General features: G+C 63.8%; 23 protein-coding genes. 11 read left to right on the top strand and 12 right to left on the bottom strand.

Going from position 1 to position 20,307, the window contains the following annotated elements:
• Nucleotides 1–42 precede the first annotated feature (42 nt).
• On the bottom strand, nt 43–297 hold the full coding sequence (locus V4R08_RS02240; RefSeq protein WP_335577842.1) for a hypothetical protein: 255 nt from the start codon (nt 295–297) through the stop codon (nt 43–45).
• 215 nt (nt 298–512) lie between these two features.
• Nucleotides 513–1,511, bottom strand: coding sequence for a P1 family peptidase (locus V4R08_RS02245; protein WP_335577843.1), 999 nt, complete (start codon nt 1,509–1,511; stop codon nt 513–515).
• Between the two features lie 151 nt (nt 1,512–1,662).
• Between V4R08_RS02245 and V4R08_RS02250 the strand changes: the two genes are divergently transcribed.
• Nucleotides 1,663–2,397, top strand: a complete 735-nt coding sequence (locus V4R08_RS02250; RefSeq protein ID WP_335577844.1) for a cytochrome c biogenesis CcdA family protein — start codon at nt 1,663–1,665, stop codon at nt 2,395–2,397.
• A 180-nt stretch (nt 2,398–2,577) separates the two neighbouring features.
• On the opposite strand, the gene V4R08_RS02255 is transcribed toward V4R08_RS02250, so the two are convergent.
• From V4R08_RS02255 to V4R08_RS02275, 5 genes are all read right to left on the bottom strand, one after another.
• A complete protein-coding gene (locus V4R08_RS02255; RefSeq protein ID WP_335577845.1) occupies nt 2,578–3,699 on the bottom strand; it encodes a branched-chain amino acid ABC transporter substrate-binding protein in 1,122 nt (373 codons plus the stop codon).
• Between the two features lie 179 nt (nt 3,700–3,878).
• A complete protein-coding gene (locus tag V4R08_RS02260) occupies nt 3,879–4,655 on the bottom strand; it encodes an ABC transporter ATP-binding protein (protein ID WP_335577846.1) in 777 nt (258 codons plus the stop codon).
• Entirely contained in the window at nt 4,652–5,485 is an 834-nt protein-coding gene (locus V4R08_RS02265; protein WP_335577847.1) for an ABC transporter ATP-binding protein, read from the bottom strand. Before V4R08_RS02265 ends, V4R08_RS02260 begins: the two co-directional genes overlap by 4 nt.
• Complete coding sequence (livM, locus tag V4R08_RS02270; protein WP_335577848.1) at nt 5,482–6,807, bottom strand: high-affinity branched-chain amino acid ABC transporter permease LivM; 1,326 nt, start codon at nt 6,805–6,807, stop codon at nt 5,482–5,484. The genes V4R08_RS02265 and livM overlap by 4 nt, the downstream gene beginning before the upstream one ends.
• A gap of 11 nt (nt 6,808–6,818) precedes the next feature.
• Nucleotides 6,819–7,733, bottom strand: coding sequence for an ABC transporter permease subunit (locus V4R08_RS02275; RefSeq protein ID WP_335577849.1), 915 nt, complete (start codon nt 7,731–7,733; stop codon nt 6,819–6,821).
• A 468-nt stretch (nt 7,734–8,201) separates the two neighbouring features.
• On the opposite strand from V4R08_RS02275, the gene V4R08_RS02280 reads away from it, so the two are divergent.
• The gene (locus tag V4R08_RS02280) at nt 8,202–8,732 is read left to right on the top strand and encodes a hypothetical protein (protein ID WP_335577850.1); all 531 of its coding nucleotides are present in this window, start codon (nt 8,202–8,204) and stop codon (nt 8,730–8,732) included.
• Between the two features lie 55 nt (nt 8,733–8,787).
• Here V4R08_RS02280 and pcaD read toward each other — a convergent pair whose 3' ends face one another.
• Nucleotides 8,788–9,570, bottom strand: a complete 783-nt coding sequence (gene pcaD, locus V4R08_RS02285) for a 3-oxoadipate enol-lactonase (RefSeq protein WP_335577851.1) — start codon at nt 9,568–9,570, stop codon at nt 8,788–8,790.
• Nucleotides 9,571–9,874: 304 nt separating this feature from the next.
• On the opposite strand from pcaD, the gene V4R08_RS02290 reads away from it, so the two are divergent.
• The 8 genes from V4R08_RS02290 (at nt 9,875) to V4R08_RS02325 (ending at nt 16,687) form a co-directional block, all read left to right on the top strand.
• The gene (locus V4R08_RS02290) at nt 9,875–10,321 is read left to right on the top strand and encodes an SRPBCC family protein (RefSeq protein ID WP_335577852.1); all 447 of its coding nucleotides are present in this window, start codon (nt 9,875–9,877) and stop codon (nt 10,319–10,321) included.
• A gap of 120 nt (nt 10,322–10,441) precedes the next feature.
• A complete protein-coding gene (locus V4R08_RS02295; RefSeq protein WP_335577853.1) occupies nt 10,442–10,927 on the top strand; it encodes a (2Fe-2S)-binding protein in 486 nt (161 codons plus the stop codon).
• Nucleotides 10,928–10,971: 44 nt separating this feature from the next.
• Nucleotides 10,972–11,778: an FAD binding domain-containing protein gene (locus tag V4R08_RS02300; protein WP_335577854.1), complete on the top strand. Its 807-nt coding sequence runs from the start codon at nt 10,972–10,974 to the stop codon at nt 11,776–11,778.
• Nucleotides 11,779–11,814: 36 nt separating this feature from the next.
• Nucleotides 11,815–12,726, top strand: a complete 912-nt coding sequence (locus V4R08_RS02305) for an AAA family ATPase (RefSeq protein ID WP_335577855.1) — start codon at nt 11,815–11,817, stop codon at nt 12,724–12,726.
• A 119-nt stretch (nt 12,727–12,845) separates the two neighbouring features.
• The gene (locus tag V4R08_RS02310) at nt 12,846–14,048 is read left to right on the top strand and encodes a vWA domain-containing protein (protein ID WP_335577856.1); all 1,203 of its coding nucleotides are present in this window, start codon (nt 12,846–12,848) and stop codon (nt 14,046–14,048) included.
• 14 nt (nt 14,049–14,062) lie between these two features.
• Nucleotides 14,063–14,386, top strand: coding sequence for an XdhC family protein (locus tag V4R08_RS02315; protein WP_335577857.1), 324 nt, complete (start codon nt 14,063–14,065; stop codon nt 14,384–14,386).
• Between the two features lie 7 nt (nt 14,387–14,393).
• Entirely contained in the window at nt 14,394–15,086 is a 693-nt protein-coding gene (locus V4R08_RS02320; protein ID WP_335577858.1) for an XdhC family protein, read from the top strand.
• Nucleotides 15,083–16,687, top strand: coding sequence for an NTP transferase domain-containing protein (locus V4R08_RS02325; RefSeq protein WP_335577859.1), 1,605 nt, complete (start codon nt 15,083–15,085; stop codon nt 16,685–16,687). The genes V4R08_RS02320 and V4R08_RS02325 overlap by 4 nt, the downstream gene beginning before the upstream one ends.
• Nucleotides 16,688–16,766: 79 nt before the next feature.
• Here V4R08_RS02325 and bcsS read toward each other — a convergent pair whose 3' ends face one another.
• From bcsS to V4R08_RS02345, 4 genes are all read right to left on the bottom strand, one after another.
• The gene (bcsS, locus tag V4R08_RS02330; RefSeq protein WP_335577860.1) at nt 16,767–17,468 is read right to left on the bottom strand and encodes a cellulose biosynthesis protein BcsS; all 702 of its coding nucleotides are present in this window, start codon (nt 17,466–17,468) and stop codon (nt 16,767–16,769) included.
• A 170-nt stretch (nt 17,469–17,638) separates the two neighbouring features.
• Nucleotides 17,639–18,100 carry a DUF488 domain-containing protein gene (locus V4R08_RS02335; RefSeq protein WP_335577861.1) on the bottom strand — a complete coding sequence of 154 codons (462 nt, stop codon included), beginning with the start codon at nt 18,098–18,100 and terminating at the stop codon, nt 17,639–17,641.
• Nucleotides 18,101–18,114: 14 nt separating this feature from the next.
• The gene (locus V4R08_RS02340) at nt 18,115–18,909 is read right to left on the bottom strand and encodes a DUF72 domain-containing protein (RefSeq protein WP_335577862.1); all 795 of its coding nucleotides are present in this window, start codon (nt 18,907–18,909) and stop codon (nt 18,115–18,117) included.
• Between the two features lie 123 nt (nt 18,910–19,032).
• Nucleotides 19,033–19,155 (bottom strand): hypothetical protein, encoded by a 123-nt coding sequence (locus V4R08_RS02345; RefSeq protein WP_335577863.1) that lies wholly within the window; start codon nt 19,153–19,155, stop codon nt 19,033–19,035.
• A 17-nt stretch (nt 19,156–19,172) separates the two neighbouring features.
• On the opposite strand from V4R08_RS02345, the gene V4R08_RS02350 reads away from it, so the two are divergent.
• Complete coding sequence (locus V4R08_RS02350; RefSeq protein WP_335577864.1) at nt 19,173–20,303, top strand: glycosyltransferase; 1,131 nt, start codon at nt 19,173–19,175, stop codon at nt 20,301–20,303.
• Nucleotides 20,304–20,307 lie beyond the last annotated feature (4 nt).

Raw genomic sequence — 20,307 nt, forward strand, 5'->3', positions numbered from 1 at the left:
CGGGTGCGGACGAGGTCGCCCCCGTCCGCCTTCCACCGACGTTCAGTGGCAGCCGCATCCGCCGCCGAGCAATCCGCCCAGCACGTTACTGCGGCCGAGCACCGCGCCGAGCACGCCGTTTTTGCCGGTGGTGACCGCGGTGTGGACGACCAGCGCACCGCGCCCGTTGAGCAGCCCGATCACGCCGCCGCGGCCGGTCAGCACGTTCGCTCCGATACCGATGCCCTGGCCCTTGGCGAAGGCCGGCGCGCTCATGAACGCGCTGGCGACCGCGGCGAGAACGAGAATTTTTTTCATGACGTTTCTCCACTGTTGACGTGCGCGGTAGCGCGCACCGGGAGACCATCGGCCGGTCACATCGTCGTCTCAAGTTATACCGGAAACTAACCTTAAGTATCGCAGATATTTTAGTACGTATACGTATGTATACTGAAATAGATACCTCGTTACATAAAGAGTATTCCGTACCAGCGCAAACCGCGGCAGGCGCCGCCGGGCGCGAGAAGAAATCTTTATCGCGCGAACCGATCCTTCCATGCCGGCAGCGCGTCCGGGAACGGCAGCGCTGCGGCCTCATAGACGCCGCGTGCGATCGCGCGAGCCACCGTGTTGGCCGCAACCATGCCGAGTTCGGTCAATCCAACGAGCGGATCGATCGGCTTCTCGCCGGTGGCGGCGGCAAAGACGACATCGCCGTCGAGCGGCGCGTGCACCGGATAGATCGCCCGCGCGAAGCCGGTTTGCGCGATGATCGCCAGCCGTCTGGCTTGCGGTTTGGTGAGCACGGCATCGGTTACGACGACGGCGAGCGTGGTATTTTCTCCGACGGTTGTCGCCGGGCTGCCCTTCAATCGCATCGTCAGCATGTCCGGCGCGAACGACGGCGGCAGTCCGCGTCCGCCGTATTCGCTATCCGATTCAAATGGCGCGGCCCAGAACCAGGGGCCGTCGCCGACCGTGACGCTGCCGACCGCATTGACCACCGCAAGCGCCGCCACCCGCACGCCGCCCGGCGTAGCGGCCGACGCTGAGCCGAGGCCGCCCTTCAAATTGGCGGTGGTGGCGCCGAGCCCGGCGCCGGCGTTGCCGAGTGCGAAGTCGTCTCCGGCGGCCGCTGCCGCGGCGTAGCCGAGATCGCGATAGGGCGCGAAACGGCCCCACCGCTTGTCGCCGCCGTTCAAGAGATCGAACACGACGGCGCCGGGTACGATGGGGACAACGGCGTCACGGATCGCGAAACCGCGCCCCCGTTCGGCGAGCCAGGCTTGAACGCCGCCGCCGGCTTCAATTCCGAAAGCGGAGCCGCCTGACAGCGCGAGTGCGTCGATTCGCTCCACCGTGTTGACCGGATCGAGCAGGGCGCTTTCGCGCGTGCCTGGCCCGCCGCCGCGCACGTCCATCGCCGCGACGGCCGGGGGATCGAAAAGCACCGCCGTGACGCCGGAGGCGAGCGCTGCGTCACCGGCGTGGCCGACACGAACGCCGGGAACGTCGGTGAGCAGGTTCTTCATGGTTCGGCCTCGTTCGGGCGCCGGAGACCGGCTGACCGTCAGATGAGACGGCATGGGCGCGCCAGGGTCAACCGATCACGGTTCGATCACAAATGGTGCGAAAGGGAGCGAAGGCCTTGCGTCCTGGCGTCATCGCAGGGCAAGTAGCCTCATGATTCACGACGTTTCCGTTCCCGCCGCGCTGGTCGCGGGCCTTGTCAGTTTCCTGTCGCCCTGCGTCCTGCCGCTGGTGCCGCCCTATCTGGTCTATCTCACCGGCGCGACCATCGAACACGTGGCCCACGACGAGACGACCAGGGTCTCGAAGCGGGCCGTGATGCTGGCCGCATTGGTGTTCGTGCTCGGCTTTTCCACGGTGTTCGTCGCGCTCGGCGCCAGCGCCAGCTTCATCGGCAGCTTCATCCGGGCCTGGTCGGCGCAACTGTCGATCGCCGCCGGCATCGTTATCATCGTCATGGGCCTGCACTTTCTGGGGCTGACGCGGATCGGCTTTTTGATGCGCGAAGGACGGCTCACCGCACCGAAGCCGGTCGGCCTGTGGGGCGCCTATGTGATGGGGCTCGCTTTCGCGTTCGGCTGGACGCCGTGCATCGGGCCAATCCTTGCGGCGATCCTGTCGGTAGCGGCGGCAGAGGCCACTGTCGTGAAGGGGGCCGGGTTGCTTGCCGTATATTCGGCAGGGCTCGGCATCCCGTTCCTGCTGGCGGCGCTCATGATCGAACAGTTTGCCTCGCTGCTTAAGCGCATGAAGCGTCACCTCAATACGGTGGAGCGCGTCATGGGCGTGCTGATGGTGCTGACCGGCATCGCATTCCTCACCGGCACCATTTCGAACGTCAGTATCTGGTTGCTGGAGGCCTTTCCGGCGCTGCAGAATTTCGGATAATCAGCAGGCGTTCGCTTTGTCGTCCCTGCGTAGGCAGGAACCCATAACCCCTGAGGTCAACGGCGGCTGTGCCGCCTTCCATCGACGGTAACAATCGCCTTCCGCATCATCGACGACACGGCGTATGGTCCCCGCTCCCGCTTTCGCGGGGACGACGCTGAGGGCGGGACGGCGGGCGTCTCAGGTGCCCTTGCCCGGGTCGAGCTCGGCATAGTTGCCCTTATCGTCCCATTTGTAGACGACATAGTTGATCTGCTTGACGTCGCCCTTGGCATCGAATTCCAGTTTGCCGAGGACGGTATCCCACGCGCCCGCTTTGATGACCTTCATGACCTTCATAGGATCGGTCGTGCCGGCCTTGGCGGCGGCCTGTGCCCACACCTGCATCGCCGCATAGGTGTAGAGAGTGTAGCCCTCCGGATCGACGCCCTTGGCCTTGAATCGATCGACGATCATCCTGGCCGCCGGCTTCTTGCGCGGATCGGGACCGAAGGTGAACAGCGTACCCGCGGCGGCCGGACCGGTGATCGACGCAAATTCCTTGGCGGCCAGCGCGTCGCCCGCCATCAGGACGGTCTTCATGCCCTGATCGCGCATCTGGCGCACGATCAATCCGGCTTCCTGATGATAGCCGCCGACGAAGACCAGGTCGATATCGTCGCGCTTCATGCGCGAGACGATCGCAGTGAAATCCTTGTCGCCCTTATTGTAGGACTCGAACATTTTCTCCTGGAAGCCGGCCTTGTTAAGCTCCTTTTTGGTTTCGTCGGCGAGGCCTTTGCCGTAGGTCGTCTTGTCGTTGAGAATGGCGACGTTCTTGCCTTTGTAATTTTTGAGGATGTAATTGGCGGCGACCAAGCCCTGCTGATCGTCGCGGCCGCAGACCCGGGCGACATTCCACAACTTGCGCTCGGTGAACAGCGGATTGGTCGAGGCGGGCGTGATCTCCAGCACGTTGCCGTCGGCATAGGCCTCCGAGGCCGGGATCGACGACGACGAGCAGTAATGTCCCGCCACGAATGGGATGCCCTGGCTGGCGATCTTTTCGGCGACCGAGCGGGCCTGCTTCGGATCGCAGGCGTCGTCGCCGACGAACAGCACGAGCTTTTTGCCGAGCACGCCGCCAGCGGCGTTCAGATCGGCAATCGCCTGATCGGCGCCGTTCTTGAGCTGCCGGCCGAACGCGGATTCGCCGCCTGTCATCGGGCCGGCCACTGCGATGGTGATGTCCTGCGCGAACGCTGCTGTCGACAGGGCGAGTGACGCCCCCAAGGCCAGGCCGATGAGCTTCAATGATGTCATACGGGATCCTCGCGATGATCTTTGACGGAAGGTCCGGCGCGGTGCCAGGTTACGAGCCGGCGCCATTGTCGGCTGAAACGGCGGCGAAGTCATCGCCAATTTGAGGTTGCGCGTCACTCGGGCGCGGTAATCGAACGGAATTTCGCCGCCTCATCCCGGCGAAAGCAGCGAAGGTTAGTCTAGGTTTTCCGGCCGCCTTCCAGATATGCCGCGCGGATTTCTGGCCGCGCCAGCAGTTCAGCACCGGTTCCGCTGAGCGTGATGAGGCCGTTGACCATGACGTAGCCGCGGTGCGCCAACCGCAGCGCATGGTTGGCGTTCTGCTCGACCACCAGCACGGTCAGGCCGTGCTCGCGATTGAGCGTGCGAATCGCATCGAAAATCTGGCGGGCGATCAGGGGCGCGAGGCCGAGGGACGGCTCATCCAGCATCAGCAGTCGCGGGCGGCTCATCAGCGCGCGGCCGATCGCCAGCATCTGCTGCTCGCCGCCGGACAGCGTGCCGCCGCGCTGGGTCAGGCGCTCCTTCAGGCGCGGAAACAGCGTCAGCACGCGCTCGAGGTTCGCCGCGCGGTCGCCTTCGCCCGACCCGGTTGCGTCGGCACCCATCTGCAGATTTTCGGCGACGCTCATGCGTGGGAAAATTCGTCGTCCTTCGGGAGACTGTGCGATATGCATCCGCGCGATCTCGTGGGTCGCCATGCCGGTGATGTCGCGGCCGTCGAACTCGACCTTGCCGGCCTTGGCGCGGGGGCGGCCAAAAATAGTCATCATCAGCGTCGATTTGCCGGCGCCATTGGCACCGATGAGGGTCACGATCTCGCCGGGCCTGATGACTAGGTCCACGCCTTTCAGCGCCTCGATCTTGCCGTAGGACGCGCGCAGCCCGCGGATCGCGAGCAGGGGGGTATCCTGCGAGGAGGGAGCGGTTGGAGCTTCGCTTTGCGGCACGGTCATGTGGTGTATCCGGCCGTGATGTCCTCGTCGTCGCCGGTGCCGAGATAAGCCGCGATCACCTTGGGATCGTCGCGGATGGCGCGCGGCGCGCCGTCGGCGATCTTGACGCCATAGTCCAGCACCACGATGTGGTCCGAAATCTCCATGACCACCGACATGTCATGCTCGATCATCAGGATCGAGGTGCCGCAGTCGGCGCGGATCGCCAGCAAGAGTTCGTTCAGCGCGGCACTTTCCCGCGCGTTCAGGCCGGCGGCGGGCTCGTCGAGGCAAAGCAGCGTCGGCTCGGTGCACATCGCGCGCGCGATTTCGAGACGGCGCTGGTCGCCGTAGGGCAGGTTTCCGGCAGCGTCATCGGCGCGGTCGAGCAGGCCGATGCGATCGAGCCAGGATCGTGCTCGATCGATCGCATCCCGCTCCGCCGTGCGCCACGACGGTAGGCCGAGCAGCCCGAGCAGCGTGAAGCCAGATGCGCGCATCAGCATGTTGTGCTGGGCGACCATCAGGTTCTCCAGCGCCGTCATCCCCGGAAACAGCCGGATGTTCTGGAAGGTGCGGGCGACTTTCGCCAGCTTGGAAATCCGGAAGTCATTCAAGCGTTCGAGGTGCAGAACCGCACCGTCGGCGTGCACGAGCCGGATCAAACCGCCGCTCGGTCTGTAGAATCCGGTTATGCAGTTGAAGACGGTGGTTTTGCCGGCACCGTTCGGCCCGATCAGCGCGGTGATCTTGTTTCGCTGCGCGGCGAAGGACAGGTCGTTGACCGCGACGATGCCGCCGAAGCGCATCGACAGGTGCTCGACGGCAAGGATGTCATCGCCGCCGTTCATCCCTGGCCTTCCTTGACGAGGTCGGACGAGATCGCTCGGTTATGCTCGAGAAAGACAGTCGGCGCGCGGTGGCCGATCAGGCCGCGCGGGCGCCAGATCATCAGGAGCACCATGACGAATCCGAACACCAGCATACGGTACTGGTCGAAGCCGCGGAAAAGCTCGAAGCCGCCGATCATGGCCAGCGCCGCGAGCGCAACGCCGAGCTGCGACCCCATGCCGCCGAGCACGACGATGGCAAGCACCAGCGCCGATTCCTGGAATGTGAACGATTCGGGGCTGATGAAGCCCTGCCGTGTCGCGAAGAAGGCTCCGGCGAAGCCGCCGAACAGGGCGCCGGTTGCAAATGCCGTCAGCTTGGTCGTCGTGGTGTTGATGCCGAGCGCGCGGCAGGCGACCTCGTCCTCGCGCAGCGCTTCCCAGGCGCGGCCGATGGGGAGGCGGCGCAGGCGAATCGTGACCCAGTTGGTCAGCAGCGCCAGTACAAGAATGATATAGAACAGGAACACGATGCGGTGGGTCGGGGAGAAATCGATGCCCAGTTTTGCGGCAAGCCCATCCTCGCCGGGAGACAGCGGAATGCCGAAGAACGTCGGTCGCGGGATGCCACTGACGCCGTTCGGTCCGCCGGTCAGATCCTGCCAATTGATGATGACGAGGCGGATGATCTCTCCGAACGCCAGTGTCACGATGGCGAGATAATCGCCGCGCAACCGCAGCACCGGAAACCCAAGCATCACGCCCCAGCATGCCGCGAGCAGGCCCGCAAGCGGCAGGCACTCCCAGAAGCCGAGCCCGAAAGTGGTGGCGAGCAGCGCATAGGAATAGGCGCCCACCGCGTAGAAGGCCACGTAGCCGAGGTCGAGCAGGCCGGCAAGGCCGACGACGATGTTGAGGCCCCAACCCAGCATCACATAGGTCAGCACGAGGATTCCGAGATCGAGGATATAGCGCTGGTCGTAGAAGATCACCGGAACCAGAAATGCGAAGATCAGCAGCGCCGGCGCCAGCAGCCGGCGCGCGCTGTCGAGCCCGGTCTGGACCGGCAGCGGAACGATCCGCACGGCGTCCGCGGGACCCCACCAATGCCGAAGCAGTTCGACGACGATGCTGCCGCCAAACACAATGGCGACCATCGCGGCGAGTTCGCCGAAGCGCGTCGTATAGGTCAGTTGCCCGCTCGGCCCGGGGACCGTGCGGATTCCGATCATCAGCGAAAATAGAATGAGCGCCACGAACGCACTGATGAAGGCTTTCTTCAGGATGAAGGCGATGCCGAGGCTGCGCGTCGCAGATTGGTGGTTCGGAGCGGGTGCTTCCACGTCCGGATCCGTCAGACTTTTTCGACTTCAGGGTGACCGAGCAATCCGGTGGGCTTAAAGATCAGCACCACGATAAGGATCGAGAACGCGGCGACGTCCTTGTATTCCACCGAGAAATAAGCCGACCAGAAGGTTTCGATCAGCCCGATTGCGAGGCCGCCGAGCATCGCGCCCGGCAGCGAGCCAATGCCGCCGAGCACCGCCGCCGTGAATGCCTTGATGCCCGCGACGAAACCCATGTAGAAATCGACGAGGCCATAATAGAGCAGGTACATGATGCCGGCGACGGCGGCGAGCGCCGACCCGATCACGAAGGTCATGGAGATGGTGCGGTCGACGTCGACGCCGAGCAGCGCCGCCATGGTCTGATCCTGCTCGCAGGCGCGCATATCGCGACCGAGCCGGGTGCGCGACACCATCCAGGTGAAGATCGCGAGCAGCACCACCGTGGTGATCACGACGACGATCTGCACGTTGGACAGCCGCACCGTGAAATCACCCTGTTCGTAAAGGGTATGACCACCGGTGATGAGCGGCGGGATCGGCTTGACTTGCGCACCCTGCGTGACCTGGGAAAAATTCGACAGCACGAACGACATGCCGATCGCCGACAGCAGCGGCGCGAGTCGGAACGATTGTCGCAGCGGCCGATAGGCGATGCGCTCGACGGCCCAGCCGTAAACGGCGGTGACCGCCATCGATACCAGCAGCACGATGAGCAGAATCAGCGGCACGGCAGTGAGGCCCATCGATACCAGAATCAGGAAGGTGATGAGGGCGATGAATCCGCCGATCATGAAGATGTCGCCGTGAGCAAAATTGATCATGCCGACGATGCCGTAGACCATCGTGTAGCCGATCGCGATCAGGCCGTAGATCGAGCCGAGCACGAGGCCGTTGATCAATTGCTGGGCGAAATAATCCATGCGCTGCCGTAATCTGCGTCCCCAACGCGGCGATATCAGACGCGGTGATGGGCTCCGGCAGCCGGACCGGCGCGTCTTGAATCAATGTCTAACAGTGGGAATCGGGAGCGGCAACCGCGACAACCGCGTCCAGGCGCCCGGCGGCTGTGCATTCCCTCGCGCTTTCCGGTTCCGGCGGCACACGAGCGGCCGTGGCAAGGTGCCAGAGGCCCGGTTAACAGCGGCAGAACTTGGGCCGGAAAGGCCGTCAGGAGCTGGCAACCAAAAGTTCCCGAGGTTTCCAGGAATCCCGCCGAAGGCAGGATTGTGTTTTTCTGCTCGCGGTCCGCCACGTTGTCCACAGGCCGACGGGCCGATTAAGGTAAACAAAAGGTTTCAATTGCGGCATCGCGTTTACCGGACGTTAATCGCCGTCAAGGCCGCGCCGGGTTCTGGAAGATAGCGGCCGCGCAAACAGCGGATGGCGGCATGTCGACGAACTCCTGGCGGATCAGCACGGTCAACGGCGCATTGCTGGCGCTCTATTTCATTCCGGTATGGACCACCGTGGCCTTCAAGATCGTGGTGTCGCCGGTGCACGGACTCTATGACCTTCCCAATGTGTCGGTGGCGCTCTTCCTCGGCGACCACCTGCATTTCGCGTCGGTGAACCTGGTGCGTTTCGCCTGGCTTCTGGCGCTCGGCAAGATGACCGTCGTCGTGTTCTTCGCAGTGTTCCTGCTGATGACGACGCGCGCCTCGGTCCGGAAAACCGGCGGTTGTGACGAGGCGCTGGCGATGGCGCTCGGCATCGGCAGCCTCATAACGTTCGGCAGCATGGTGATGGCGTCACGGGTCGGCGAGGTGGCCGCGATACGTCTGCATGCGACCGAACTGCTGCTGCTGCTCGGCGGCGCGATCCTGATGGCGGTCGAGCCGCCATTCCAGCGCAAAACGGAGCCCGTGCGGCAATGGCCGCCTGAGCCGGCAATCTATCCCTTCGGCAGCCCAAGCGCCTGAGCAATCGCACCGGCTTCCTTGACCGCGTGATTGGCTGCGGGCGCTTATGGACTGACTACCGTTGCATCAGGAAGCCGGCCACGGTTTCGGTGAAGGCGTGCGGTTGCTCGATATTAGAGATGTGTGCGGCGTCGAGGATGGTCATGCTGGCGCCGGGAATCCGGCTGCGGATGTATTCGCCGGTCGCGACGGGCGTCCCCGTGTCGTGCCGTCCGGTGATGACAAGCGTGGGGCTCTTGACGCGCGGCAACAGCGCGCGCTGGTCCAGCGTACTCAGCACCTCGCAGCAGGCGATGTAGCCCTCCGGTGGAGAAGCACTCAGCATGGCTTTTAGCTTCGCCGCGATCTGCGGCTGGCGTTCGCGAAAATCGGCGGTCAGCCAGCCGCCGATCACGGTGTCGGCGATTGCAGCGAGGCCGCCGTCCATCACAGTTTTGATGCGGGTGTGCCAGTTGGCCGGGTCGGGATAGTAGCAACCGGTGTTGGCGAGAACGATGCGCTCGAAGCGCTCCGGCGCGTTCGCTCCGAGCCATTGTCCGACCATGCCGCCCATGGACAATCCGCACCAGTGCGTCTTCGCGATGTTGAGGTCGTCCAGAATCGCGAGTACGTCGCGGCCGAACCGCTCCATCGAATAGGGACCGGGGGGCACGCCGGACTTGCCATGGCCGCGCCGGTCATAGCGGACGATGCGGAACAGTTTCGACAGCGCCGCCATCTGCGGCTCCCACATCTGCAACGTGCAGCCGAGCGCATTCGACAGCATCAGGGTCGGGCCGCCGTCGCGTCCTTCGACGGAGACATTCAGCAGGCAGCCGTCGGCATCGATCATGGGCATCGGGTATTCTCCGTCAAGACGTTCAGAGGTCATACGCGGGCTTGACCCGCGTATCCATCGATCTTCACAAATACATTTCAGAAGATGATGGATTGCCAGGTCAAGCCCGGCAATGACACCGCTTCTACGTTTATTTATTCAGCGCGCCATGCGTGGATCGTCGGTCAGGATGTCGCGCCGATCGCGTCGCGATGCTTATGCGCGGCGTCTTCCAACCACGCTCCTCTTTCTTTTTTATTCGCCGTTCCCTACTTGAAGGGCGAACGCCGTCGAACGGGGCGGCAGGCGGTCGAGGAAACAACGCATGGCCATGACGATGAACGGTGAAGTCCTGCTTGCGGCGTCCCGCGACGCGGTCTGGGCCAAGCTCAACGATCCCGAGGTGTTGAAGGCCTGCATTCCGGGTTGCGAGGAATTGACCAAGATCGATGCGAACGAATTCCAGGCCGTCGCCAAGATGAAGATCGGTCCCGTATCCGCCCGCTTCAAGGGCAAGGTGATGCTCAGCGATCTCGACCCACCGAACGGATACAAGATTTCGGGCGAAGGGGAGGGCGGCGTCGCCGGCTTTGCCAAGGGTGATGCGACCGTGGTGCTGGCCGATCAGGACGACGGTACCCTGCTCAAATACGATGTCGAGGCGCAGACCGGCGGCAAGCTGGCGCAACTGGGTCAGCGGTTGATCGGCGGTACGGCCAAGAAGCTGGCGGACGAATTTTTTGCGAACTTCGCCAAGGCGGTTCAGGGATAGACCCGTCGAAGCTTCGCCTTGTCATGACCGGCGCTGCCCCGCATGAGGTTGCCCATTATCGGGATGGCCCATATCATGTTACGATCGGGGATCGCGGCAGTGCATCCAAAGAGAGTGCCGATGGCCAAGATTTCGCTGATTGTGAACGGCAATCCGACCACTGCCAATATCGATCCCCGCACGCTGCTGGTGCAGTTCTTGCGGGAGAATCTGCGCCTGACCGGCACGCATGTCGGATGCGACACGTCGCAATGCGGCGCCTGTGTCGTGCATCTCGACGGCAAGGCGGTGAAGTCATGCACCACGCTGGCGGTGATGGCCGACGGGCACGAGGTCAGGACCATCGAAGGCCTCGCCGCGGACGGTGCGCCGCTGCATCCGATGCAGGAGGCCTTTCGCGAGCATCACGGCTTGCAATGCGGCTTCTGCACCCCGGGCATGATCATGACCGCGATCGATTTGGTTCGACGCAAGGGCTACGATCTTGACGACCGCACGATTCGCGAGGAACTGGAGGGCAATCTCTGCCGCTGCACCGGCTATCAGAACATTGTCGAATCGATTGCGGCGGGCGCCATGGCGATGGCGAAATCGGATCGTGCATGAGTTTGGAATCGCGACACCGCGAGACGATTCCGGGAAACTGAGCCATGTACGCATTCAAATATCATCGACCGGCGACCGTGCGGCAGGCTGCCAATCTGCTGGTCAAGAACGAAGACGCCATGCTGATCGCCGGAGGCCACACGCTGGTGCCGGTCATGAAGCAGCGGCTCGCCAGCCCGGCGCATCTGATCGATCTCTCCCATATCGAAGGTCTCGACGGCATCGAGATGAAGGGGCGCTCGCTGGTGATCGGCGCGACCGCGAAGCACGCCGATGTCGCCAACTCGCCGATCGTGGGCGAGGCGATCCCGGCGCTGGCCGAACTCGCCGGGCTGATCGGCGATCCCGCCGTGCGCCACAAGGGGACCATCGGCGGCTCGCTCGCCAACAACGATCCGACCGCCGATTATCCGGCGGCCTGCTTGGCGCTCGGCGCCACTATCGTCACCAACAAGCGCCGCCTGAAGTCGTATGAGTTTTTCCAGGGCCTGTTCTCTACTGCTCTGGAGAGCGACGAGATCATCACCAGGGTGATATTTCCGCTGCCGAAAAAGGCCGCCTATCAGAAATTTCGCAATCAGGCCTCGCGTTACGCGCTGGTCGGCGTGTTCGTCGCCAGGCGGCCGTCGGACGTGCGCGTTGCTGTCACCGGCGCCGGCGAGGGCGGCGTGTTCCGCCTGACGGGATTCGAAGAGGCCTTGAAGAAGAGCTTCAAGTCGAAGGCGCTCGATGGGTTATCGGTGTCGGCGGACGGCTTGAATAGCGATCTCCATGGCAGCGCGGAATATCGCGCGCATCTGATCGGGGTGCTTGCGCGCCGCGCCGTCGATGCCGCGAACGGCAAGGTATGATATGCAGATGCTTGCTGCGTTCGGTCAGGTTTCATCATGACGACGATATCGGCACAGCCGCCTTCCGTCGATGCGACGCTCGAGCTGCTGGCGAAGCACGGCTATCTCGCCGAGCGGTCGCTGGCGACGGTGGTGTTTCTTTCGCTGCGCATGGGACGGCCGCTGTTTCTCGAAGGCGAGGCAGGCGTCGGCAAGACCGAGATCGCGAAAGTGTTGTCGGCCGCATTGGGGCGCAAGCTGATCCGGCTGCAATGCTACGAGGGCCTCGATGTCGCGTCCGCCGTCTATGAGTGGAACAGCGCCGCGCAGATGATTGCAATCCGGTTGGCGGAAGCGGCCGGCGATACCGATCGCGAGCAGCTTTCCAGCGACATCTTCGCCGAGAAATATTTGATCAAACGGCCGCTGCTTCAGGCACTGGAGCCGGATGTGGCCGGCCCGCCGGTGCTCCTGATCGACGAACTCGACCGTGCCGACGAGGCTTTCGAAGCCTATCTTCTGGAAATCCTCAGCGACTTCCAGGTGACGATCCCCGAACTCGGCACCGTCAAGGCGCCGGCGCCGCCGATCGTCATCGTGACCTCGAACCGGACCCGTGAGATTCACGATGCATTGAAGCGGCGCTGTCTCTATCATTGGGTCGATTACCCTTCAGCCGAGCGCGAGTTGGCGATCGTCAAATCGCAGGTGCCCGGCATTTCCGCGAAGTTGTCGCAGCAGGTGGTCGGCTTTGTGCAGGCGCTGCGTAATCGGGACTTCTACAAGAATCCGGGCGTCGCCGAGACTATCGACTGGGCGACGGCGCTGACCGAACTCGATGCCCGTTCGCTGACGCCGCAGGTTGTCGGCGACACCATCGGCGCGCTCTTAAAATATCAGGACGATATCGGCCGGATGCAGGGCGACAGCCTGCAGAAGGTGTTGAAGGAAGCGACTAGCGAAAGTTAGTTTTTCGTCATTCCGGGGCACGCGAAGCTTGAACCCGGAATCCAGAAGCCTGAACGCGTTACTGGATTCCGGGTTCGCGCCAAGTGGTGCGCCCGGAATGACAACCAAGGTATTAGGCTATGACCATCAATTATCTCGACCCGCCGACTGGCCGGATCGCCGACAACGTTGTCGGCTTTGCGCGTGCGCTGCGCGCCGCCGGCCTTCCGGTGGGCTCGGGCGCCGTCATCGACGCGCTGAATGCCTTGCGCCTGATCGACATCGGCAACCGCGCCGACGTCTTCACCACGCTTGAATCGATTTTCGTGACGCGCCACGAACATGGGCTGATCTTTGCCCAGGCCTTCGATCTGTTCTTCCGCGTCGCGGAGGAATGGAAAAACATACTGGATTCGGTCCCGCTGCCGGACCAGGCAAAGAAGCCGCCGTCGCCCGCGTCGCGGCGCGTTCACGAGGCGCTGTCGCAGCCGGCGATCGCCAGTGAGCGCGACGCGCCGCAGGAGCAGGAGGTCCGGCTTTCCGTCTCCGACCGCGAGGTGCTGCGGAAGCGGGACTTTGCCCAGATGAGCGCGGCCGAGATCGCCGAGGTCACGCAGGTCATCGCGACGTTGAAGCTGCCGCAGGCCGAACTGCGCACGCGGCGCACCCGGCCCGATCATCGGGGACTGCGGCTCGATCTGCGCCGGACGTTGCGCGGCAGCCTGCGCACCGGCGGGGAGATCGTCGATATTCATCGCCTCGGCCTGATCGACAAGCCGGCTCCGATCGTGGCGTTGCTGGATATCTCCGGCTCGATGAACGAATATACCCGGCTGTTCCTGCATTTCCTCCATGCCATCACCGATGCGCGCAAGCGCGTCTCGGTCTTTCTGTTTGGAACGCGTTTGACCAATGTTACCCGCGCGCTGCGGGCGCGGGATCCGGACGAGGCGCTGGCCGCCTGTTCATCCGTGGTCGAGGACTGGGCCGGCGGGACCCGGATCGCGACCTCGCTGCACAACTTCAACAAGCTGTGGGGCCGGCGCGTGCTTGCGCAGGGCGCCATCGTGCTGCTGATCACCGACGGGCTGGAGCGCGAGGCCGACTCGAAACTGGCGTTCGAGATGGATCGCCTGCACCGGTCCTGCCGCCGCCTGATCTGGCTCAACCCGCTTTTGCGCTATGACGGCTTTGAACCGAAGGCGCAGGGCATTAAAATGATGCTGCCGCACGTTGACGAATTTCGTCCGGTGCATAATTTGTCGTCTATCGAGGGGCTGATCGCCGCGCTGTCCCCGGCGTTGGCACCGCATCGCCGCGATCCCCTCCGCCCCGCAGCTTGAATTGAGTGACCGCCATGCTCGATCGCGATGAGGATATTCTGAAGGCGGCCGAGGACTGGCAGAAGGCCGGCCACGGCGTTGCGCTCGCGACTGTCATTGAGACCTGGGGCTCGGCCCCGCGTCCGGCGGGCTCCAGCCTCGTCGTCAATGACGAGGGCACGTTTCTCGGCTCGGTCTCCGGCGGGTGCGTCGAGGGCGCGGTGGTGACGGAGGCGCTGGACGTGATCTCCAGCGGTGTGTCCAGGATGCTGGAGTTCGGTGTCGGTGACGAGACCGCGTGGACTGTCGGATTGTCCTGCGGCGGCACCATCCGTGTCTTCGTCGAGAAAGTCGGCTGACCGCGAAATGAAACTTGCCACGCTTGCAGAGATCAACAGGGAGCGAGCCGCGCGGCGGCCGGTGATCGTGGTTACCGATATCGGTAATGGCGAGCAGCGCGTCGTAAAGGCTGCCGACCTCGCCGGCGATCCTTTGCATACGGAGCTGGACAGGCATCTGCGCATGGGTAGGAGCGGGACGGTCGAAATCGACGGCCGGGAGCTGTTCCTGAACGTCTACGCGCCGACAGCGAAGCTTGTGATCGTCGGCGCGGTTCACATCAGCCAGGCGCTGGCGCCGCTGGCGCGTTCGCTCGGCTATGACGTCACCGTGGTCGATCCGCGCACGGCGTTTGCGAGTCCGGAACGGTTTCCAGATGTGCCGTTGATCGCCGAGTGGCCCGACGTCGCACTGCCGCCGCTCAACATCGATCACTATACAGCCTTCGTTGCCGTGACTCACGATCCCAAAATCGACGATCCGGCGCTACTGCACGCGGTTGAGCGCGATTGCTTCTACATCGGAGCATTGGGCTCGCGGAAGACCCACGCCGCGCGCGCCGACCGGCTCAAAGCACAAGGCGTTTCCGAGGCCGGCATCGCACGCATCCATGCACCGATCGGGCTGGAGATCGGCGCCATTTCACCCTCCGAGATCGCCGTGGCCATCATGGCGGAAATCACGGCGCAGCTACGGCTGCCGAAAGCGAGCGCGGCATGAAGTTTGGTTCTGCTACTCCGGACGACGCGATCGGCGGCGTCACCGTTCATACGCTGCGGCAGGGTGTGTTTGTACTCAAGAAGGGCACCACCATCGGGCCTGTGGAGGTCGAGGCGCTGATCAGGGCGGGCGTGAAGGAGGTCGTCGTCGTCCGCCTCGAGGATGGCGATGTCTCTGAGGACGTGGCGGCGGCGGATGTCGCGAAAGCTGTCGCCGGCGATGGCGTCACGGTGGAGCGGGCGTTCACCGGCCGGGCCAACCTGTTCGCGGCGCAGGCCGGCGTGCTGGTGATCGATCGCACAGCGGTCAGCCGTATCAACAATGTTGACGAAGCCATCACGTTTGCGACGCTCCCGGCCTACAAGCCGGTGGTCCAGGGCGAGATGATCGCCACCGTCAAGCTGATTCCGTTCGGCGTCGAGGCGAAGCTGCGCGATGCGGCGGTCGCGGCGGCGCGCCGCGATGTGTTGCGGATTGCGCCGTACCGCATCAAGCGTGTCGGCATCGTCTCGACCGTGCTCCCTGGCCTCGCGTCGAAGGTGATCGACAAGACCTTGCGCGTGACCGCCGATCGTCTCGCGCCCGCGGGAGCGACGATCATCGCCGAGCGCCGCGTGCCGCATGACGAAGCCGTGCTGACGGCGGCGATCAAGGAGATGCTCGATCTCGGCGCTGAACTGGTCATCGTGTTCGGTGCATCCGCGATTGCCGACCGCCGCGATGTCATTCCCGCGGCTCTCACCGGCGCTGGCGGCGTTGTCGAGCACTTCGGTATGCCGGTCGATCCCGGTAACCTGCTTCTGATCGGAAAAGCGCGCGGCGTGCCGGTGCTGGGCGCGCCAGGTTGCGCACGGTCTCCTGTTGAAAACGGGTTCGATTGGGTGCTGATGCGCCTGCTTGCCGGATTGAAGGTCGCGCGACGCGACCTGACCGGCATGGGGGTCGGCGGTCTGTTGATGGAAATCGTGACGCGGCCGCAACCGCGCATTTCGCCTGCGACCGACAACAATTGCAATATTGCGGCCGTAATCCTCGCCGCCGGGCGTTCGACCCGCATGGGCGGCCCCAACAAGCTTTTGGCGGAGCTGAACGGCAAGCCGCTGGTCCGCATCGTGACCGAGCAGGTGTTGGCATCAAAAGCATCGAGCGTGACCGTCGTCACCGGCCATCAGGCCGCAGAGGTCGAGCGCGCGCTGCGGGGGTTGAACGTCACCTTCGTGTACAATCCGGACTTTGACACTGGCCTCGCCGGTTCGCTCAAGACCGGCGTCGCGGCGGTTCCGAAAGAGGCTGGCGGCGCTTTGGTCTGCCTCGGCGACATGCCGCTGATCGATGCGCATCTCGTCGATCGGCTGATCGCGGCCTTTGCCCCGGATCAGGGCATGCTGATCGCGGTCCCTGTCAGCGATGGCAGTCGCGGCAATCCGGTGTTGTGGTCGCGGCGATTTTTCGGCGAGCTGCTGTCGCTCGAGGGCGATGCCGGTGCGCGCCATCTGCTCGCGCGCCATGGTGAAGTGGTGGCGGAAGTCGCGGTTGACGGTCACGGCGCATTTCTCGATATCGATACGCCGCAGGCGCTGGCGGCGGTTCAACGCGGCTGATCGCGGCGCCCCGCGCAGGATGCTGTCCAAAAGGCGGTGCAGCCGGTCTGAGCCTCGATCCCGAGGCTCCCTGAGCCCGTCACTTCCGGAACAGAACGCCAATGCGCCCATAGATGCCGCTGCGATCGAAACTGTCCTCAACGAAGCCGGCGCCGACCGACCATTCGACCGGTCCCGTCTTGAAGCCCGTGAGGTGCGCGCCGATCCGGTACTGGGTGCTGAACTCGTCGGCGGATGCGGAGATTTCAGGCCCGGCCCAGAAGCGGTCGAGGAGGCGCCAGCCGGCCGCCGCGCGGGCGCTGTATCCCGATCCGATCGTCGTGGCCGAGGCGGCGGCCGCCACCATCATCGCGGGCATAGGCTCCCACCATAACTCGGTCGCGACGCGGGCGCCGAAATGGCTGCCGCGCAGCTTGTCGGTCGGAATATCGGGTTTCAACGCATGACTTTCGACGGCCGGTCCGGCGAAGACCCTGATCTCGACATTGCCGCGCTTGACGCGCCAGCCTGGCAGGACCGAAGCGCGGAAGATGTTGGTGGTGAAGCGCTGCGTCGGCGTGTCGTAGCGCTCGAAATCGCCGGACATGAACAGGCGGATGAGGAGGCCGTCCTTGTTCAGGTCGCCCTGCGGCGCCAGCAGCATCCCGTCGTAGCCGGCCTGTCCGTTGCGCCAGAGATCGACGCCGCTGAAAAACAGGAATCGTTCGGGTTTGGAGCCGCCGCTGAGATTGTCGGCCAGCGGCGGACCGGCAGCCGCAGGCTGGGCCAACGGCCGACCCATGGTCGTGCACATCAGCAAGGCGGCCAAACACACTGCACGCGACGCCCCCAACGCACTGAGCCCCCACAAGCCCAACCGCTATATACGTACAACTACTGATAACAGACGATCGCGAGGGCGTAAGTGAACAATGAGAGAACTTCCCCAGAGACCTTGGGCCGGTGTCGTTCTTACAGCCGCCGCGCGATCAGGTTTTCCACCTTGACGCCGTCGCGTCCTTCGATGATCTCGGCGATCCAGCGGCGGTGACAGTGCTGATGGTCGCGCTCATAGCAGAGGATGCAGACCGGCCCGGATTGTTTAACGAGCGCCGAGAGTTCGTCGATTTCCTCGCGGGCCTGCGGCGTCTTCAGATGCGCTGTATAGATTTCGTGCAGCACATCGAATTTGCCGCTGCGCCGGGCCAGCCGGCCTTGCTTCGGCGTCCCAAGTTCGCGCAGGTGCAGGTAGGCAATGCCGCGGTCGTCGAGGCTCGCGGCGAGCTGGTTCTTTGAAAAGCCGGCACGGCGGGACGACGTGATGGCGCGGACATCGACTAGCAGCTTGACGCCGGCCTGTTCCAGTTCGTCGAGCACGGCCCTGGCCGGTGTCTGCTCGTAACCGATGGTGAAGAGCCGGTTTTTCACCGCCACATCCTATCCTCCCGTTATTTCACTCGCGCGATCAGCTCCATCGCGCCCGCGGGCGCGCGCACCTTGCCCTCGTGGATCACGTAGGCGTACACGTCGCGCGGTGTTGTCTTTGGCTTGGCCTTGTCGACGCGGGGCAGGTCGTCCGGCTCGCCGCCTTCGGCCCAGGACTGAAATCGCTTCGCCCAGGCATCGAGCTGCTTCGGAGGATAGCAGGTCTCGACCTCGTCGTTGCCCTTCTGCAGACGCGCATAGACGAAATCCGCGGCGATGTCGGCGATCGCCGGATATTTGCCGTGCTCGGCGAACACCACTGGCACCCCGAACTGCCGCAACAGCGCGATGAAGGCGGGCGTGCAGAAGCTGTCGTGGCGGACTTCGACCGCATGCCGCAGCGCGCGCCCCTCCAGCTTGCGCGGCAAGAGTTCGAGGAACTTGCCGAAGTCAGCTTCGTCGAATGTCTTGGTCGGTGCGAACTGCCACAGCACCGGCCCGAGACAGTCGCCAAGTTCCAGCACACCGGAATCATAGAAGCGCTTCACGGAGTCGCCGGCCTCGGCCAGCACCCGGCGATTGGTGGCGAAGCGTGGCCCTTTCAGCGAGAACACGAAGCCATCGGGCACCTCGCGCGCCCATTTGCGGAAGCTTTCTGGTTTCTGCGATCCGTAATAGGTGCCGTTGATCTCGATCGAGGTGAGTTTCGAGGCGGCGTAGGCCAGTTCCTTCGCCTGTGTCAGCCTGTCGGGGTAGAAAACGCCTCGCCACGGCGCGAAGGTCCAGCCGCCAATTCCGATGTAGATCTTGCCTGCCATGTGACCTGCCTCTTGCGGATATTCCGGCCGTACCCATCTCAATGGCAACGGCGATGTTGACGCCCGCTCCATCGCCGGGACGACCACGGGATAATTTGGTGCGCCGGATGTACGCGCGCCATGTTATTCGTGGTCGTTGGCTTTTTTTGCCTTATTTCCATCCATTTTCAACTTGTGGAAAATCTCCGGCTCCCGCGCGGGATTCGTCGTCCTGACGCCGGTTGCCTTGGCATCGGCGACCGTCACGGATATATGCTGGCGCCATGAATGAAGCCATAAGACCGGCGCCGGTCGATCCATCAACCGGAATGCCGCGCCAGCTTTCGGTCGTCGTGCCGACTTTCAACGAGCGCGACAACGTGATTGCGCTGTATCGGAAGTTGTCCGCCGCGCTGACGGGAATCGCTTGGGAAGTCATCTATGTCGACGACAATTCCCCCGACGGGACCTTCGACGTGGTGCGGAAGCTGGCTGCGATCGATGCGCGCGTTCGCTGCATCAGGCGGATCGGACGGCGCGGCCTGTCGGGCGCGTGCATTGAAGGTATTCTAGCATCGAGCGCGCCGTGCACTGCTGTGATGGATGCCGACCTTCAGCACGACGAAACCCGGTTGCCGAAGATGCTCGCGCTTCTGGAAAGCGATGCCGCCGACCTCGCGGTCGGCAGCCGCTACATCGAAGGCGGCAGCGCCGACAGCTTCGACAAGCAGCGCGCTGGCTTCAGCATGCTGGCCACCTCGGTCGCGAAGCGGCTGCTGCGCATCGAGATCGCCGACCCCATGAGCGGCTTTTTCATGATCCGCCGCGACCGCTTCGAACAGCTCGCGCCCGAGCTTTCGATCCAGGGCTTCAAGATCCTGCTCGACGTGATCGCAACCGCGCGCGGCGCACTGCGCGTCACGGAAATTCCCTTCACGTTCGGTTCGCGGCTGCACGGCGAGAGCAAGCTGGATTCGATGGTCGCGCTGGACTTCCTCGGCCTCGTGCTGGCGAAGCTGACGCGTGATGCGGTCTCGTTGCGATTCCTGCTGTTCGCGCTGGTCGGATCGGTCGGCGTCGTCGTGCATTTCGCCGGTCTGTTTGTCGCGCTCGATGCGCTGCGATGGCCGTTTCCGCACTCGCAGGCTTTTGGCGCGGTTCTGGCGATGACCAGCAATTTCCTGCTCAACAATTTCCTGACCTATCGCGATCAGCGCCTGAAAGGGCTCGGGATCCTGCGCGGCCTCCTTGTTTTCTACATGGTGTGCAGTGTCGGTCTGCTCGCCAATGTCGGCGTCGCGTTCTCGGTCTACAATCAGGAGCCGATCTGGTGGCTGGCAGGCGCCGCCGGCGCGCTGATGGGCGTGGTCTGGAACTACGCGGTGTCCAGCCTGTTCGTCTGGCGCAGGCGATAGTACC

The sequence above is a fragment of the Nitrobacter sp. NHB1 genome, assembly GCF_036964665.1.
Taxonomy (GTDB): domain Bacteria; phylum Pseudomonadota; class Alphaproteobacteria; order Rhizobiales; family Xanthobacteraceae; genus Nitrobacter.

Bases quoted from the DNA above. Each gene is read 5' to 3' on its own strand.
- V4R08_RS02265 (WP_335577847.1), bottom strand. From the start codon at position 5,485: ATGAACGGCGGCGATGACATCCTTGCCGTCGAGCACCTGTCGATGCGC.
- V4R08_RS02325 (WP_335577859.1), top strand. From the start codon at position 15,083: ATGAAGTTTGGTTCTGCTACTCCGGACGACGCGATCGGCGGCGTCACC.
- V4R08_RS02245 (WP_335577843.1), bottom strand. From the start codon at position 1,511: ATGAAGAACCTGCTCACCGACGTTCCCGGCGTTCGTGTCGGCCACGCC.
- V4R08_RS02240 (WP_335577842.1), bottom strand. From the start codon at position 297: ATGAAAAAAATTCTCGTTCTCGCCGCGGTCGCCAGCGCGTTCATGAGC.
- pcaD (WP_335577851.1), bottom strand. From the start codon at position 9,570: ATGCCCATGATCGATGCCGACGGCTGCCTGCTGAATGTCTCCGTCGAA.
- V4R08_RS02275 (WP_335577849.1), bottom strand. From the start codon at position 7,733: ATGGATTATTTCGCCCAGCAATTGATCAACGGCCTCGTGCTCGGCTCG.
- V4R08_RS02290 (WP_335577852.1), top strand. From the start codon at position 9,875: ATGGCCATGACGATGAACGGTGAAGTCCTGCTTGCGGCGTCCCGCGAC.
- V4R08_RS02320 (WP_335577858.1), top strand. From the start codon at position 14,394: ATGAAACTTGCCACGCTTGCAGAGATCAACAGGGAGCGAGCCGCGCGG.
- V4R08_RS02340 (WP_335577862.1), bottom strand. From the start codon at position 18,909: ATGGCAGGCAAGATCTACATCGGAATTGGCGGCTGGACCTTCGCGCCG.
- V4R08_RS02255 (WP_335577845.1), bottom strand. From the start codon at position 3,699: ATGACATCATTGAAGCTCATCGGCCTGGCCTTGGGGGCGTCACTCGCC.
- V4R08_RS02315 (WP_335577857.1), top strand. From the start codon at position 14,063: ATGCTCGATCGCGATGAGGATATTCTGAAGGCGGCCGAGGACTGGCAG.
- V4R08_RS02305 (WP_335577855.1), top strand. From the start codon at position 11,815: ATGACGACGATATCGGCACAGCCGCCTTCCGTCGATGCGACGCTCGAG.
- V4R08_RS02295 (WP_335577853.1), top strand. From the start codon at position 10,442: ATGGCCAAGATTTCGCTGATTGTGAACGGCAATCCGACCACTGCCAAT.
- bcsS (WP_335577860.1), bottom strand. From the start codon at position 17,468: ATGGGTCGGCCGTTGGCCCAGCCTGCGGCTGCCGGTCCGCCGCTGGCC.
- V4R08_RS02280 (WP_335577850.1), top strand. From the start codon at position 8,202: ATGTCGACGAACTCCTGGCGGATCAGCACGGTCAACGGCGCATTGCTG.
- V4R08_RS02300 (WP_335577854.1), top strand. From the start codon at position 10,972: ATGTACGCATTCAAATATCATCGACCGGCGACCGTGCGGCAGGCTGCC.
- V4R08_RS02310 (WP_335577856.1), top strand. From the start codon at position 12,846: ATGACCATCAATTATCTCGACCCGCCGACTGGCCGGATCGCCGACAAC.
- V4R08_RS02350 (WP_335577864.1), top strand. From the start codon at position 19,173: ATGAATGAAGCCATAAGACCGGCGCCGGTCGATCCATCAACCGGAATG.
- V4R08_RS02250 (WP_335577844.1), top strand. From the start codon at position 1,663: ATGATTCACGACGTTTCCGTTCCCGCCGCGCTGGTCGCGGGCCTTGTC.
- V4R08_RS02260 (WP_335577846.1), bottom strand. From the start codon at position 4,655: ATGACCGTGCCGCAAAGCGAAGCTCCAACCGCTCCCTCCTCGCAGGAT.